This window comes from Streptomyces sp. D2-8, from assembly GCF_023184515.1.
In the GTDB taxonomy this organism is placed as follows: domain Bacteria; phylum Actinomycetota; class Actinomycetes; order Streptomycetales; family Streptomycetaceae; genus Streptomyces.
This window is the reverse complement of record NZ_JAAHBP010000008.1, coordinates 259,671-274,739: the sequence shown is the minus strand read 5'-3', so window position 1 is coordinate 274,739 and position 15,069 is coordinate 259,671. Positions and strand designations below refer to the sequence as shown.

The 15,069-nt window shown below is 71.3% G+C and carries 16 protein-coding genes and 1 pseudogene; 8 read left to right on the top strand and 9 right to left on the bottom strand.

Going from position 1 to position 15,069, the window contains the following annotated elements:
• The first annotated feature begins 10 nt into the window (after positions 1-10).
• On the top strand, positions 11-745 hold the full coding sequence (locus tag G3I77_RS17190) for a VOC family protein (RefSeq protein WP_248504693.1): 735 nt from the start codon (positions 11-13) through the stop codon (positions 743-745).
• A gap of 222 nt (positions 746-967) precedes the next feature.
• Here G3I77_RS17190 and G3I77_RS17185 read toward each other — a convergent pair whose 3' ends face one another.
• The 4 genes from G3I77_RS17185 to G3I77_RS17175 form a co-directional block, all read right to left on the bottom strand.
• Positions 968-2,188 carry a sigma-70 family RNA polymerase sigma factor gene (locus G3I77_RS17185; protein WP_248504691.1) on the bottom strand — a complete coding sequence of 407 codons (1,221 nt, stop codon included), beginning with the start codon at positions 2,186-2,188 and terminating at the stop codon, positions 968-970.
• 29 nt (positions 2,189-2,217) lie between these two features.
• Positions 2,218-2,631 (bottom strand): YciI family protein, encoded by a 414-nt coding sequence (locus tag G3I77_RS17180; RefSeq protein ID WP_248504689.1) that lies wholly within the window; start codon positions 2,629-2,631, stop codon positions 2,218-2,220.
• Positions 2,632-2,715: 84 nt separating this feature from the next.
• Entirely contained in the window at positions 2,716-3,045 is a 330-nt protein-coding gene (locus tag G3I77_RS41210) for a hypothetical protein (RefSeq protein ID WP_374385449.1), read from the bottom strand.
• A 26-nt stretch (positions 3,046-3,071) separates the two neighbouring features.
• Positions 3,072-3,656: a dihydrofolate reductase family protein gene (locus G3I77_RS17175; protein WP_248504687.1), complete on the bottom strand. Its 585-nt coding sequence runs from the start codon at positions 3,654-3,656 to the stop codon at positions 3,072-3,074.
• A 93-nt stretch (positions 3,657-3,749) separates the two neighbouring features.
• Here G3I77_RS17175 and G3I77_RS17170 point away from each other — a divergent pair.
• Positions 3,750-3,998, top strand: a pseudogene (locus tag G3I77_RS17170) (hypothetical protein); the annotation flags it as partial.
• A 184-nt stretch (positions 3,999-4,182) separates the two neighbouring features.
• Here the strand turns inward: G3I77_RS17170 and G3I77_RS17165 are convergent.
• From G3I77_RS17165 to G3I77_RS17155, 3 genes are all read right to left on the bottom strand, one after another.
• A complete protein-coding gene (locus tag G3I77_RS17165) occupies positions 4,183-4,800 on the bottom strand; it encodes a GNAT family N-acetyltransferase (RefSeq protein WP_248504685.1) in 618 nt (205 codons plus the stop codon).
• A gap of 490 nt (positions 4,801-5,290) precedes the next feature.
• Positions 5,291-6,460, bottom strand: a complete 1,170-nt coding sequence (locus G3I77_RS17160) for a family 2 encapsulin nanocompartment cargo protein polyprenyl transferase (RefSeq protein WP_248504683.1) — start codon at positions 6,458-6,460, stop codon at positions 5,291-5,293.
• A 111-nt stretch (positions 6,461-6,571) separates the two neighbouring features.
• The gene (locus G3I77_RS17155; protein WP_248504681.1) at positions 6,572-7,978 is read right to left on the bottom strand and encodes a family 2B encapsulin nanocompartment shell protein; all 1,407 of its coding nucleotides are present in this window, start codon (positions 7,976-7,978) and stop codon (positions 6,572-6,574) included.
• A gap of 268 nt (positions 7,979-8,246) precedes the next feature.
• Between G3I77_RS17155 and G3I77_RS17150 the strand changes: the two genes are divergently transcribed.
• Entirely contained in the window at positions 8,247-9,155 is a 909-nt protein-coding gene (locus G3I77_RS17150; protein ID WP_248504679.1) for a 1-aminocyclopropane-1-carboxylate deaminase/D-cysteine desulfhydrase, read from the top strand.
• A 47-nt stretch (positions 9,156-9,202) separates the two neighbouring features.
• Here G3I77_RS17150 and G3I77_RS17145 read toward each other — a convergent pair whose 3' ends face one another.
• A complete protein-coding gene (locus G3I77_RS17145) occupies positions 9,203-10,801 on the bottom strand; it encodes a Na+/H+ antiporter (protein ID WP_248504677.1) in 1,599 nt (532 codons plus the stop codon).
• Between the two features lie 60 nt (positions 10,802-10,861).
• Here G3I77_RS17145 and G3I77_RS17140 point away from each other — a divergent pair, with 60 nt between their 5' ends.
• The 3 genes from G3I77_RS17140 (at position 10,862) to G3I77_RS17130 (ending at position 12,943) form a co-directional block, all read left to right on the top strand.
• A complete protein-coding gene (locus G3I77_RS17140; protein ID WP_053672413.1) occupies positions 10,862-11,122 on the top strand; it encodes a UBP-type zinc finger domain-containing protein in 261 nt (86 codons plus the stop codon).
• Positions 11,123-11,384: 262 nt separating this feature from the next.
• The gene (locus G3I77_RS17135) at positions 11,385-11,798 is read left to right on the top strand and encodes a hypothetical protein (protein WP_003992877.1); all 414 of its coding nucleotides are present in this window, start codon (positions 11,385-11,387) and stop codon (positions 11,796-11,798) included.
• 17 nt (positions 11,799-11,815) lie between these two features.
• The gene (locus G3I77_RS17130; RefSeq protein WP_248504675.1) at positions 11,816-12,943 is read left to right on the top strand and encodes an RNA polymerase sigma factor SigF; all 1,128 of its coding nucleotides are present in this window, start codon (positions 11,816-11,818) and stop codon (positions 12,941-12,943) included.
• A 3-nt stretch (positions 12,944-12,946) separates the two neighbouring features.
• Here G3I77_RS17130 and G3I77_RS17125 read toward each other — a convergent pair whose 3' ends face one another.
• Complete coding sequence (locus G3I77_RS17125; protein ID WP_248504673.1) at positions 12,947-13,396, bottom strand: hypothetical protein; 450 nt, start codon at positions 13,394-13,396, stop codon at positions 12,947-12,949.
• A gap of 116 nt (positions 13,397-13,512) precedes the next feature.
• Between G3I77_RS17125 and G3I77_RS17120 the strand changes: the two genes are divergently transcribed.
• The gene (locus G3I77_RS17120) at positions 13,513-14,481 is read left to right on the top strand and encodes a diacylglycerol kinase family protein (protein WP_248504670.1); all 969 of its coding nucleotides are present in this window, start codon (positions 13,513-13,515) and stop codon (positions 14,479-14,481) included.
• Between the two features lie 322 nt (positions 14,482-14,803).
• A complete protein-coding gene (locus G3I77_RS17115; protein ID WP_016639615.1) occupies positions 14,804-15,061 on the top strand; it encodes a WhiB family transcriptional regulator in 258 nt (85 codons plus the stop codon).
• Positions 15,062-15,069: the final 8 nt, after the last annotated feature.

Below are 15,069 nucleotides of genomic sequence, written 5' to 3'. Positions count from 1 at the left end.
GATCGCGCCCATGAGAATCAGCTGGACGTACGCCTTCATCGACCGCCCGCGTGAGGCCTTCGGCGCCGCCTGCGACTTCTGGACGACGGTCACGGACACCCGCCTGTCCGAACTGCGCGGGGAGCAGGATGAATTCGGCACTCTGCTCCCCGACGGCGCCGACGCGTACGTGAAGGTACAGGCGGTCGGCGCCGGCTCCGGCGGCGCGCACATCGACTTCTGCGTGGACGACGTACCGGAGTTCGCCGCCACGGCGGTTCGGCTCGGTGCGAGCGTGGTGGCCGACCTCGGGTCACTCGTCGTGCTGCGCTCGCCCGGCGGGCAGTTGTTCTGCGCGGACCCCTGGCGCGGGCAGTCGTCACGGCCGGACGTGGTGCGGGGCAGCCGGCTCGACCAGGTGTGCGTGGACGTCCCGTCCTCGGGCTACGGGAGGGAGGTCGAATTCTGGAGCGCGCTGCTCGACGGCTGGGAGTCGCTGCCGGGGTCCCTCCCGGAGTTCCACGTGGTCAAGCCGCCGCCCGGCCTGCCGGTCCGTCTGCTCCTGCAACGCCTCGGCGAGGAACGCCCGGCCTCCGCCCACCTCGACCTCGCCTGCGCGGACGTCGCGGCGACCCGGGCGCGGCACGAGGAACTCGGGGCCGTCTGCGTGGCCGGCTTCTCCGGCTGGACGGTGATGCGGGACCCGGCGGGCGGCACGTACTGCCTGACGACCCGGGACCCGGTGACGGGCGGGCCGCGCGGCTAGGGGGCGTTCGGATCCGGTCGCGGGGAGGCGGCGGTGCTGTTCGAACCGGTGCCCCGCGTCCGTGGATTCGTCTCCTCTCAGACGTACGGCCTTCGAGGCTCCGTCGAGTCCCGCATCCACAGCGTCAGCCCGCCCGCGACGGCCACGACCAGCACCCACACGATCACCACCAGGCGCCACACCCGGCGACGCCGCTCCCCCGGTCTGCCCGTGTCTCACACGCTAGTCGCTCAACCGCGCCGCCCTGGCCCGGAGATAGCGCTGCTCGGGCAGGCTGAGGGTCTGCGCGGCCGCCGACTCGTAGGCGGCCCGGGCTGCTTCGGGCTCGCCCGCGCGCTCCAGGAGGTGGCCTCGTACGGCGTCCAGGCGGTGGCCCTTCAACTCGTCGGCCAGGGAGTCCACTTCGGCCAGTCCTGCGCGCGGCCCGTGGACCATGGCGACGGCGACCCCGCGGTTGAGGCGTTCGACCGGGCCGGGGACCAGGCCGACGAGCACGTCGTACAGGCCCAGGATCTCGGCCCAGTCGGTCGCCTCGGGCGAGGGCGCCTCGTCGTGCACGGCGGCGATCGCGGCCCGCAGTTGGAACGGCCCCGGGCGGCCCCGGGACAGGGCCCGGGTGACCAGCGCGACGCCCTCCTCGATCGCGGGTCTGTCCCAGCGGTCGCGGTCCTGCTCGTCGAGGGGGATCAGCTCGCCGCGCGGACCGCTGCGCGCGTCGCGCCGGGCGTCGGTGAGCAGCATCAGCGCGAGCAGACCGGCCACCTCGCAGTCGCCGGGCAGCAGCCGGTGGACCGTGCGGGTCAGCCGCACGGCCTCGCCCGCGAGGTCGCGGCGCTGCAGCGCGGAGCCGGAGGTGGCCGTGTAGCCCTCGTTGAAGATCAGGTAGAGGGTCTGCAGGACGGACGGCAGCCGCTGCTCCCAGCGGTCCGGGCGGCCGAAGCGCACGCCCCGCACCTTCTGCTTGGCCCGGCTGACCCGCTGCGCCATGGTCGCCTCCGGGACGAGATACGCCCGGGCGATCTCCGCTGTGGTCAGACCGCCCACGGCGCGCAGCGTGAGCGCGATCTGGGCGGGCGGCGACAGGTCCGGATGGCAGCACAGGAACAGCAGCGAGAGCGTGTCGTCCTCGCGGGGCGCCCGCTCCCCGGGCGGCGGCGCTGTGAAGGCGTCCCGGGGCGCGAGCGCGGCCGCCCGCTCCTCGCGCTGTCTGCGGGCCTGATCGCTGCGCAGGGCGTCGGTGAGCCGCCGCGAGGCGACCTTGATCAGCCAGCCGCGCGGATTGCCGGGCACGCCCGCCGAGGGCCATTGCCCGGCCGCCGCGAGCAGCGCCTCCTGCACGGCGTCCTCGGCGGCGTCGAAGTGCCCGTACCGTCTGACCAGCGCGCCGAGGACCTGCGGCGCGTTGCCGCGCAGCAGGTCCTCGATCTCGGGTGTGCTCCTCACCAGCGTGTCCGTCGGCGTGGGCCGGTTCGTCAGATGTCCCCGGAACCGTCCATGATCGGGCGGATCACGACCGGGTGGTCGGGGGCACCAGCAGGCTGGGGGCAGCGGGAGACGCGGTCGGCGATCTCCGTGACCCGCTCCAGGCTCTCGCACTCCAGGACCCAGTAGCCGGCCAGCAGCTCCTTGGTCTCGCTGTACGGCCCGTCGGTGATCACGGCCTTACCGCCGTCACCGAGGGTGACGTGCCGGGTCTGCGCCGGCTCGGCCAGTCCCTGCGCGTCGACGAGCTCGCCGCTCTCGGAGAGGTCGTCGTTGATGGCGCCCATGTAGGCGAACATGGTCCGCAGCTCCTCCTCGCTCCAGGCCGGGGAGTTCGCCGACGCCTTGCCGCGCATGGCTTCGTAGTCCGCCTGTGTGCCCTGCACCATGACCAGGTACTTCATCAGTCCGCTCCTTCGGCTCTCACCGCCCCGGTGGGCGGCTCTCACAGGGGACGTCGGAGCCGGGCCGCGCATCTCGACACGGGCTCAGGAATTCTTCTTGACGGATTCTCCCGGGGCCGGTTCGGGCGGATTCGCGGCATATGGGACGGTGTCCCCGGAGGGCCGGGCTCCACCGGCGTGCCGGGCATGCTCGTCGGGCCCGGGACCTTCGGCGCCCCGGTCACCTTCCGCGGGCCGGGTGCCCTCGCCCGCGTGGCCGCTGTCGGCACCCTCCGCGCCGTAGCCCCCGCACGCGGGGTTACTGCACGGGCCCGCCACCCAGAGCGGGACCCATGCGCCCAGCGTCTTGTGGCGCCGGACGACTGTTTCCACTGGCTGTCCGCAGGCCGGACAGACGCGTTGATCGCTGCCCATGTCCTCAGGGTAGGCCGGTCGAAGGCTCAGCGCTTCCTGCCGTACGTGCGCACCACCGCGCCGTTGCCGAACGTGCGCACCGATTCGAGGATGAACTCCGAGATCGCGAAGCCGGAGCCGAACATCGGCATGCCCGTGCCGTACACGAGCGGGTAGGCCTTGATGACGAGCTCGTCGATCTCGTCGATCAGTTCACCGGCGACCTTCGAGCCGCCGCACAGGTAGATGTCGAACTCACTCTCCTCCGACTTCAGTTCGCGGACCCTGCCGACCAGGTCGTCCGCGACGATCTCGACGTTCGGGTCGGGCGACTCCTTCAGGGTGCTGGAGGCGACGTACTCGCGCAGGTGGGCGTAGGGGCTGGCGATGCCTTCCTTCAGGGCGAGCTCGTAGCTGCCCCGCCCCTGGATGACGGTGTCGAACCGCTTGTTCGGCAGGTCGTCGATGCCGAGGGCCCGGCGGCCGTGGGTGGCCACGGTCTCCGGGTATTCCGCCTTGAGGAAGGCGAGGAACTCCTCGTCGACGAAACGGAGCATCGCCGATGCGTCGCCGTCCGGGTCGCCGATGAAGCCGTCGAGGGAACAGGCGATGAAGTACGTGAGCTTTCGCAAGCCGGTCTCTTTTCCTAGGCTGCCGCTGTAACGACTTCAGTTGTAGTCACTCCTGCTGTAGTGGTTGCAAGGGAATTACGCGAGCCGTCGAAAGTGGGAGAAGAGACTCCGCATGACCGGCACACCCCCGGGCGTCGGGCCGCCCTCGGCGACGCCGGTGTCGAGGCCGGGGTGCCCGTGGGTACCGCCTTCAACTACCTCACCGGACGCGCCGACCTGCTGCGCCAAATCGACACGCGGCTGCACGCACGGCTCGCGCCGGACCCCGACGTGGTCGCCGACCTGATGACCAGGCCGAGGGACCGCTCGCTGGTCACGGCCCTCATGCACGACCCCATGGCCGTGACCGGACAGCCCGTGCGGTCGCGGGTCGCGCCGTGCCGAAGGGACTGATGGAGCGGTTCGTGGCGACGGTGCCGCCGAAGGGGGCAGGGCGGACGAGACCTCTAGACCTTGTTGCACGCCCTCAAGGCACTCGGGGAGCGTGCCGGGCCTCACGCGGCAGGCGGGACATTGCGGACACTCCCTAGGCGGGCCGGTGCGGCCTGGGCTCACGCCACAGGGGCCACATCGCCGGGCCGTCCGGGAGGTCGAGGACCGGGCCGGCGGGCTCGAAGCCGAGTCGCTCGTACAGTCTGCGGCTGCGGGCGCTGCTGGCCTCCAGGTAGGCGGGCAGGCCCTCTCGGTCGCAGCGGTCGAGGACGGCCTCGATGAGCGCGGTGCCCAGGCCCTCGCCCTGGCGGCCGGGGGCCACGCCGATCATCCACAGGTACTCGTGGGCCCGTCCGGTGGGATGGACCGCGGCCGTCAGCCGGCCGATCGTCTCGATGCGCTCGTTGTCCGGGTCGACGGCCTCCCGCACTTGGGCCGGGCCCTCGTCCTCGGCGTCGTGGTCGTCGTGGCCCTCGTCGGCGGGCATGGGGAGCCACAGGGCGCAGGCCGAGCCGTCCTCGGTGACGTCAATGCGGCCGGCCGCGAGCACGATGTCGGTGAAGGCAGCCATGAGCCCGGGGTGCTTGGCACGGCGGTCCTCCGCACCGGGGAAGACCCAGCCGCTCACGGGGTCGTCCTGGAACGCCTCGTCCAGAAGCCGGACGATCAGCTCCCTGTCCTCTTCGCCCGCCGTCCGGATGGCCACACCCATGCCCCGCCCCTTCGCTCGTCCCGACGGGCGTCGATCGTAGGGGGGTTGGCCCGCACGGGGGGATCCGAGCAGGATCTTGGCGGGATTGGATCGAACGTTTGCCCAAACTCGACTGATACGGGAAGGGGGGCGGGCCCCGCACACCGTGGGGAAGTGCGGGACCCGCCGATCGGAGGCCGGTGACTGTGCGGTGTCAGGAGCCGCACAGCCCCGGCGCTCCGGGGTCCTGCCCTTCGGTCGCCCGAAGGGGCGTCGCTGGTGCTGCCTGTCGCCGGCCGTTGCCGGCCATCGAGTGTTGCCGGTCATCGGCTGCTGCCGTCTATCGGCTGCTGTCGGCCATGGGTGCTGACGGCCGGCAACCGCGGTCGGTCATCGGCTACCGGTGGTCGACGACTGATCGCGGACGACCACCACCGCGGCCGTTGACTGCCGTCGGCCGACAACCGCTGCGGGCCACCGACCGACGCGGGCCGTCCGCTGCTGCGGGTCGTCAACTGGTGCGCCGCGTGACGAACTCGGCGAGTGCCAGCAGACCGCCCGCCGCCTCCGGGTCCGGCACCGCTCGGGCCAGCTGCTGCATCGCCCGGGCCATCCGGTCGGCCGCCTGACCCTGAGCCCAGTCACGGCCGCCCGCGCGCTCCACTGTCAGGGCGATGTGGTCCAGGTCCTCCTTCTCGCTGGGTCGTGCGTACAGTTCGGCGAGTTCGGCCGCCGCCGGTGTGCCGGAGGCGAAGGCCGCCACCACCGGCAGCGACTTCTTGCGGGCCGCCAGGTCGGCACCGACGGGCTTGCCGGTGCGGCGAGGGTCGCCCCATATGCCGATGACGTCGTCGATGAGCTGGAAGGCGAGCCCGGCCTCCCGGCCGAACGCGTCCAGCGCCATCACTTCCGCGTCCGACCCGCCCGCGTACAGCCCGCCGATCGCACAGGCGCTTCCGAGCAGAGCGCCCGTCTTGGCCTCCGCCATGGCGAGCACCTCGTCGAGCGTGACCTCCTCGGGGGCGCACCGCTCCATGGCCGTGTCCGCGTGCTGCCCCGCGCACAGTTCGACCACGCAGTCCGCGAGCCGGGCGGCGGCGGCCGGGGACGCCGGGTGCGGGTCCTGGGCGAGCAGTCGCAGGGCCAGCGCCTGCAGGGTGTCCCCGGCGAGGATCGCGTCGGCGTCGCCGAACACGGTCCACGCGGTGGGGCGGTGACGGCGGGTCGTGTCCCGGTCCATCACGTCGTCGTGCAGCAGTGTGAAGTTGTGGACCAGCTCCACCGCGGCGGCTGCCCGAGCCGCCCCCGCCCGCGCCTCGGACCCGCCGAGGGCGGCCGCCGCGGCGAGGACCAGCGCGGGCCGGATCGCCTTGCCGGAGCCCCCCTCCACCGGGGTGCCGTCGGCCTGCTCCCAGCCGAAGTGGTAGAGCGCGATCCGCCGCATCGGCCCGGGCAGCGAGCCGAGCGCGGCCCGCAGCACCGGATCGACCTCCGCCCGGGCCCGCTCCAGCAGGATGACCGCCTCGTGCCCGTCGGCCGGTGCCGGCCCGCCGTCCCGCTGCGTCCCGATCGGCCCCCGCCCATCCGGAGCCCCGGCAGCCTGCCGGGGCTCGGCGCCGCGCTGCCCACCGGGGGCGGGCAGCGCCGTCTCCGTCCTGGACTCCGTGAGGGACTCACCCATGGGACCGCCTCGGAGAATGAGCGGACGATGGCGCTTCCGCTGCCGCTGGGCGCGTACCCCGAGGGTGTACCCGCCCTGACGGGCGGGGACACGGCAGGCATACCGGGAGCGTCACCGCCAGCGGCCGATCTCGACGTTCTCCAGGACGCCGAGCGCGTCCGGTACCAGGACCGCGGCCGAGTAGTAGCCCGTGACCAGGTACTTGATGATGGCCTGTTCGTTGATGCCCATGAAGCGCACCGACAGGCTCGGCTCGATCTCGTCCGGGATGCCGGAGGCGCGCAGACCGATGACGCCCTGGTCGGCCTCGCCGGTGCGCAGCGCGATGATCGACGTCGTACGGGCGTCCGAGACCGGGATCTTGTTGCACGGGAAGATCGGCACACCGCGCCAGGTCGGGATGCGGTTGCCGGCCATGTCGATGGTCTCGGGCACCAGCCCGCGCCTGTTGAGCTCGCGCCCGAACGCGGAGATGGCGCGCGGGTGGGCGAGGAGCATCTTGGTGCCGCGGCGCCTGCTGAGCAGCTCGTCCATGTCGTCCGGGCCGGGCACGCCTTCGTGCGGCTGGATCCGCTGGTCGTACTCGCAGTTGTGCAGAAGACCGAAGTCGCGGTTGTTGATGAGCTCGTGCTCCTGGCGCTCCTTCAGCGCCTCGACCGTCAGCCGGATCTGCTGCTCGGTCTGGTTCATGGGCTGGTTGTAGAGGTCGGCCACGCGCGTGTGGATGCGCAGCACGGTCTGGGCGACGCTCAGTTCGTACTCACGGGGCCGGGCGTCGTAGTCGACGAAGGTGTGCGGGATGTCCGGCTCGCCGGAGTGGCCGGAGGAGAGGTCGATCTCCTTCTCGCCGTACTTGTTGGAGCGCTGCGAGGGGATCGCGCGGCGCTGCTGGAGGTGTTCGCGCAGGGTGTCCGAGCGCTCCGCGACCTGCTCGAACTCCTGGCGGGGCAGCACGAGCACGGTGCACGCGGTGAGGGCGCGGGCCGTGTACTCCCAGATCGCGTCCTCGTTCAGCAGCGCGTCGTCGCCGAAGTAGGCACCGTCGGCGAGGACTCCGAGGGACTCGTCGTCCCCGTAGGGGCCTGTGCCGACCTTCTCGACCCTGCCGTGCGCCAGGAGGTACACCTCGTCGGCCGGGCTGCCGAACGACGCGATCACGTCGCCCGCCGCGATCTCCCGCTGCTCGCAGCGGCGGGCGATCTCGAAGAGCACCTCCTCGTCCTCGTACGACCGCAGTGCCGGCAGCTCGCCCAGTTCCGCGGGGATGATCTCGACACGGTCGCCGGTCTTCACGAACGTGAGCCGGCCGTCGCCCACGGCGAACGTCAGCCGCCGGTTCACCCGGTACGTACCACCCTGGATGTCGACCCACGGCAGCATCCGCAGCAGCCAGCGGGAGCTGATCTCCTGCATCTGCGGCACGGACTTGGTCGTGGTGGCCAGGTTCCGCGCGGCCGCCGTGCCGAGACTCTGCTGCGGCTTGGTCTGCTCCGTGCGGACCTCTTCGCCTACCGACATAGAGAACTGCCCTCCCGGTTGTGACCGACGCCCATATGCCTCGGGCATCGATGTGCACGGGCAAGCCTTCCTCACTCAACGTCGTGGTGCTATTACCCGAAAGAGCGGGAATGGATCTTCGCGCTGCTGGGCAGAGGGGGCCCGTTGCGGCGTTCGGAAGCACCCGCGTCCAGGCCTCGGATCGGGTGCCCGGGCGCGGAGAACGGGCGCGGAGAACGGCGTCAGCCCCGAGCCCCCGCCTCCCCCACTCCCGGGTGACAATGGCCCGGTGACCAGCCCCGACACCCCCGGACTCGCCGCGCTGCGCCCCCGGCTGCCCTCGCCGGTGCAGGAAGCCGTGGACAGCCGGTTCGAGCGTCGGGGCGTGCGGCTGCTGTTGAAGCGGGACGATCTGATCCACCCGGAGCTGATCGGCAACAAGTGGCGCAAGCTCGCGCCGAACCTGACCGCGGCGGCCGGCCGTACCGTCGTCACCTTCGGCGGTGCCTGGTCCAACCACCTGCGCGCCACGGCCGCGGCCGGCCGGCTGCTCAACATCCCCACGGTCGGTGTCGTACGCGGCGACGAGCTCGCCGGCCGGCCCCTCAACCCCTCGCTGGCCCGCTGTACGGCCGACGGCATGCGGCTGCACTTCGTCGACAGGGCGACCTACCGCCGCAAGTCCGAGCCGCGGATCCTGGCGGGCATCCTGGGCGCGGCGGGCGCCGAGGAGGCGTATGTCGTCCCCGAAGGCGGCAGCAACGCCGAGGCCGTACGCGGCTGCCGGGCGCTCGGCGCCGAGCTGCGCGGCCACGCCGAGGTCGTCGCCGTGGCCTGCGGCACCGGTGGCACGCTCGCGGGGCTGGCCGCCGGTCTCGCTCCCGGCCGGCGGGCCCTGGGCGTGCCGGTGCTCAGGGGCGGGTTCCTGGCCGCCGAGACGGAAGCCTTGCAGCGTGAGGCCTTCGGTGGGCGGCGCGGCACCTGGAGCCTGGAGGACCGCTTCCACTTCGGCGGCTACGCGCGCGTGCCCGCCGAGCTCGACGCCTTCGCGGCGGACTTCGAGCACCGGCACGGCCTGCCCGTCGAGCGCCTGTATGTCGCCAAGCTGCTGTTCGGACTGGTCACCCTGGCCGGCGAAGGCGCCTTCCCCCGCGGCACGGCCGTGGCGGCCGTGGTCACCGGCCGCCCCTTCCCCTGAGGCACCGCCCCGTCGTCAAGCCGCCCCGTCGTCAAGCCGCCCCGTCGTCAGGCCGCCTCGCGGAAGGCCGCCGCCTCCTCCAGGTCCAGCCTGCGCAGCAGGGTCCGCAGCATCTCGTCGTCGATGTAGCGGCCGTCCCGGAGCCTCACGAACACCTCGCGCTCGGCGCTGATCATCTCCCGCGACAGCCGCCGGTAGGTGTCGTCGACGGACTCCCCGGTGACCGGGTTGGCCTGCCCGAGCCGTTCCCAGACGGCGTTGCGGCGGCGCTCCAGGACGATGCGCAGCCGGTCGGCGAGCGGGGCGGGCAGTGCGTTGCGCTCGTCGGCCAGGAGCTCGTCCAGGCGCCGTCCGGCGGCCCTGGAGGCCTGCGCCTGGGCATTGGCCTCGGCGAGCGTCTCGGTCTGGGCGTCCCGCCCGGGGAACTTCAGCAGCCGGATCAGCGGGGGCAGAGTCAGGCCCTGCACCACGAGGGTCCCGATGACGGTCGTGAAGGTCAGGAAGAGGATGAGGTTGCGCTGCGGGAACGGCTCCTCGCCGTCGTGCATGGTGAGCGGGATCGAGAAGGCGATGGCCAGCGAGACCACGCCCCGCATCCCCGCCCACGCGATGACGAACGGCCCCTTCCAGGTCGGGTTCTCCTCCCGTTCCCGCACCCGGGCCGACAGCAGCCGCGGCAGGAAGGTGGCGGGGTACACCCAGACGAACCGGGTCGCGACGACGATCAGGAAGACGGCGACCGCGTACCAGGCGGCCTCGGCTCCCTCGTACTCCCCGAGGCCCTTCAGGACCACCGGCAGCTGCAGTCCGATCAGCGCGAACACCGCCGACTCCAGGACGAAGGCGACCATCTTCCAGACCGCCTCCTCCTGCAGACGCGTCGCGAAATCGACCTCCCACGCGCGGTGCCCCAGGTAGAGCGCGACGACCACGACCGCGAGGACACCGGAGGCGTGCACCTGCTCGGCGACGGCGTACGCGACGAACGGGATCAGAAGGGAGAGCGTGTTCTGCGGCAGCGCCTCCTTCACGTGCGTGCGCAGCCAGTGGATCGGCGCCATCAGCAGCAGGCCCACCACGACGCCGCCGACCGCCGCGAGCAGGAATTCGCCGATGCCCCCGGCCCAGGTCGCGCCCTCGCCGACGGCGGCGGCCAGGGCCACCCGGTAGGCGGTGATCGCGGTGGCGTCGTTCAGCAGGGACTCGCCCTGGAGGATCGTGGTGATCCGCGACGGCAGCCCGACCCGGCGGGCCACCGCCGTCGCCGCGACCGCGTCCGGGGGCGCCACCACCGCCCCGAAGACCAGGGCAGCGGTCAGCGGCATGCCCGGCACGATCAGGTACAGGGCCCAGCCGACGACGAAGGTCGCGAACAGCACGTACCCGACGGACAGCATCGCGACCGGCCGCAGCTGCGCCCGCAGGTCGAGGTAGGAGCTGTCGGTGGCGGCGGTGTGCAGCAGCGGGGGCAGGATGAGCGGCAGGACGATGTGCGGGTCGAGCGTGTACTCGGGCACCCCTGGGACGTAGCTGACCGCCAGTGCCACGGCCACCAGCAGCAGTGGCGCCGGCACCGGGGTGCGCCGCGCGGCCGCGGCGATCGCGGCACTGCCCGCCACGAGCAGCAGCAGTGGCATCACGTCCATCGTTCTCGCCCGCCCTCATTTTTCGACGCTCTTCCGCCCGACCGTCGTAACCTGGCAATCATGAAACAGTGCACGCACGCCGACGCGCTGCCGCACCCCGAACCCGGCCCGCTCAGCGAGACGTGTCCGGAGTGCCTGGCGGAGGGCATGGATCCGGTGCAACTGCGGCTGTGCCTCAGCTGCGGTCACGTCGGCTGCTGCGACTCCTCACCGGGACGGCACGCGGCGGAGCATCATAAGGAGTCCGGTCACCCGGTGATGCGGACTCACGAGCCCGGGGAGACCTGGCGTTGGTGTTTCGTGGACCATGTCCTGGTGTGACACGACAGGACCCCGGCGGCGGACGGTTCGACCGTCTGACGTCTGGGTACGTCAACCCGGCGCGCGCTCTTCCCATTTGGGCCCGCCCAACCCCTAGACACGGAGCGTATACACAGGTTTACTGTGAGTGACGACAAGGGGTTGGGGTCCCGGGGACAGGACCGTCGAGAGCGCGATAGCGTCACCGCTGAACTACGTATCGCGTTACCCCCCGAGGGGCGACCCTCGGCCCTGAAACGCTTGTACCACCATGGAGGTGAGGGTGTCCCAGATCGCAGGCGAGCCCGCGACCCAGGACTTCGTGGAAGTCCGGCTGCCGGCCGCGGGGGCCTACCTGTCGGTGCTGCGTACGGCCACGGCCGGTCTCGCAGCCCGTTTGGACTTCACCCTCGACGAGATCGAGGACCTGCGCATCGCGGTGGACGAGGCCTGCGCGATCCTGCTTCAGCAGGCCGTGCCCGGCTCGGTGCTCAGCTGTGTCTTCCGCCTCGTCGACGACTCACTCGAGGTCACCGTCTCGGCACCGACCACGGATGGTCATGCCCCGTCTCGGGACACCTTCGCCTGGACCGTCCTGTCCGCCCTCGCGGGCAAGGTCTCCTCTGCCGTGGACAAGGACAAAACCGTTTCGATCAGCCTCTACAAACAGCGCGGCGCGGGACCCGGGCCGGCGTGAGGAGCGAGGACGGGCCGGTGCGGGACGAAGAGCGCGGCACACGAGAGCTGCCGGCCGAAGGCACGGGCACGAGCGGCCCGAGTGGTGCCCGGCGCATGGCGGACGGCATCGACGGCATCCCCGAGCAGGCCCGCCCGCATCCCGAGGACGACTCCACGGGGGCCGTCCTCCCGGGCGGCGGGCGACCGGACCGGGACGGTGCCGTGCGGAGCGCGCCTCCGGGCGAGGGGATCGCCGCATCCCCGGCCCAGGGGGGTCCCCCCACTCGCGCGAAGTCGAGAGTGTCGGAGGAGGCGAGGGCTCGGGGAAGGGCGACGGGCGGGACGATGAGCGAGCACGAGCGACACTCCGAGGATCAGACGCCGCGCGCACATCACGCACAGCACGGTTCTCCGGACCGCAGCGGGGCGCGCGACATGTTCCTCAAGCTGCGCACCCTGAGCAGCGGCAGCCCCGAGTACGCGGAGCTGCGCAACCAGCTGGTCCGGATGCATCTGCCGCTCGTGGAGCATCTCGCGCGCCGCTTCCGCAACCGCGGCGAGCCGCTGGACGACCTCACCCAGGTCGCCACGATCGGCCTGATCAAGTCGGTCGACCGTTTCGACCCGGACCGCGGCGTGGAGTTCTCGACGTACGCGACCCCGACGGTCGTCGGCGAGATCAAGCGGCACTTCCGCGACAAGGGATGGGCGGTGCGCGTCCCGCGCCGGCTGCAGGAGCTGCGCCTGGCGCTGACCACGGCCACGGCCGAGCTCTCGCAGCTGCACGGCCGCTCCCCCACGGTCCACGAGCTCGCCGAGAAGCTGGCGATCTCGGAGGAGGAGGTCCTGGAGGGCCTGGAGTCCGCCAACGCGTACTCCACGCTGTCCCTGGACGTTCCCGACACCGACGACGAGTCCCCGGCGGTCGCGGACACCCTCGGCGCGGAGGACGAGGCGCTGGAGGGCGTGGAGTACCGGGAGTCTCTCAAGCCACTGCTGGAGGATCTCCCGCCGCGTGAGAAGCGGATCCTGCTGCTGCGGTTCTTCGGCAACATGACCCAGTCGCAGATCGCGCAGGAGGTCGGCATCTCCCAGATGCACGTCTCCCGGCTGCTGGCGCGCACGCTGGCACAGCTGCGGGAGAAGCTCCTCGTCGAGGAGTGACGGCTACTTCTCCAGGTTGCCGGGGTTGCCGGGCCCGCGGATCCCGAGGGCCCGGGTCGTCTCGGGGTTCACCAGCAGCACGAGCGACGCGACGGCCACGACCGCGAGGGCGATCCCGCCCGGAATGGCCATGCTGTCGGCCTGCAGCAGGTTGTAGGCCACCGGCAGCGCCAAGAGCTGGGTGATCACGGCCGGACCGCGGCTCCAGCTGCGCAGGGCGAGCAGTCCACGGGCCGCGAGCAGCGGGAGCAGCGCGAGCACCATCAGTGTGATGCCCCCGGTCACGGCCTGCTGCCGGTCGTCCGGATGGCCCGTGAGGCCGAGGACGAGGATCCAGACGCCGCCGACGACCAGAGCGAGCCCCTCCAGTGCGGCCAGCAGCGCGGCGTACGTCAGACGCCGGGGGCGGGGACCGGTGGTTTCCTCGGTGGTGGGGGTCTGCTCACTGCTCACCCCTGAAGAGTAGCCCTGGTCGTACGCGCCCCCCGTAGCGAGGTTCACCCCCGCCCTCTTACCTGATCCCTACCTCGGTATGGGCCAGGTACCCCCCAGTAGGTACGCTGCCAGTCATGCGTGCACTTCTCGTGGTCAATCCGGCGGCAACCACTACAAGTGCGCGCACACGCGACGTACTGATCCATGCGCTCGCCAGCGAGATGAAGCTGGAAGCGGTCACCACCGAGTACCGCGGTCACGCACGGGACCTGGGCCGGCACGCCGCGGACAGCGACGACATCGACCTGGTGGTGGCCCTCGGCGGCGACGGCACGGTCAACGAGGTGGTCAACGGCCTCCTGCACGCCGGCCCCGCTCCGGGCCACCTGCCCGGCCTCGCCGTGGTCCCGGGCGGCTCCACCAATGTCTTCACCCGCGCCCTGGGTCTGCCCAACGACGCCGTGGAGGCCACCGGCGCCCTGCTGGACGCCCTGCGTGACGGCAGCGAGCGGACCGTCGGCCTGGGGCTGACCTCGGGCACGCCGGGCACGGAGGACGAGGCGGTGCCGGCCCGCTGGTTCACCTTCAACGCGGGGCTCGGCTTCGACGCCGGTGTGGTGGGTCGTGTGGAGCAGCATCGCGAACGCGGCCGGAAATCCACACACGCTCTTTACGTGCGCCAGGTCGTGCGTCAGCTCCTCGGCGAGCCGAACCGCCGCAACGGGACGATCACGCTGGAGCGGGCCGGAGAGGATCCGGTCACCGATCTGGTGCTGTCCATAGTCTCGAACACCTCGCCCTGGACGTTTCTGGGGAATCGCCCGATCTACGCGGCACCTAAAGCCTCGTTCGATACCGGCCTCGATCTCTTCGGTCTCAGCCGCCTGTCCACTGCGGCGGTTGCCCGGTATGGCACCCAGTTGCTCACTTCGTCCCCCGAGCGTGGACCCCATGGCAAGCACGCCACCTCTCTGCATGACTTGACAGAGTTCACCTTGCATTCGAAGGTCCCGCTCCCCCTCCAGATGGACGGTGACCACCTGGGGCTGCGAACAAGCGTGACGTTCACAGGCGTACGCCGTGCACTGCGTGTGATTGTGTGAGCAGAACTGGCTAAAGTCCTTTCACTCGAACGTTTAGGCCAGGATCCACCCCATGGAAGTACGGCTGTGACCTAGTCGACACCGAAGAATCAAAAAAAACTTTCCGGAAGGGGTTGTGTCCGCCGCTGAGGTTTGCGAGTCTCTACATGGCGATCGGGACGGCCCGCAACACCGGCCTCCACTGATCACCAGAACCCCTCTTCAACTCACAGGACCTACGTCAGGGAACCTGGCGGTCGGCCCTTCACTTGTTGAGGGATTCGTGAAAGCGTTCACATTCACAAGCAAGCCCTGCACGTAATACCAAGGAGAGGTAGCAGCCATGGACTGGCGTCACAACGCCGTTTGCCGCGAGGAAGACCCCGAGCTCTTCTTCCCCATCGGCAACACCGGTCCTGCGCTGCTGCAGATCGAGGAAGCCAAGGCCGTCTGCCGTCGCTGCCCGGTGATGGAGCAGTGTCTGCAGTGGGCGCTCGAGTCCGGCCAGGACTCCGGCGTCTGGGGTGGTCTCAGCGAGGACGAGCGCCGCGCCATGAAGCGCCGCGCCGCCCGCAACCGGGCCCGTCAGGCCTCCGCCTGACAACCCAC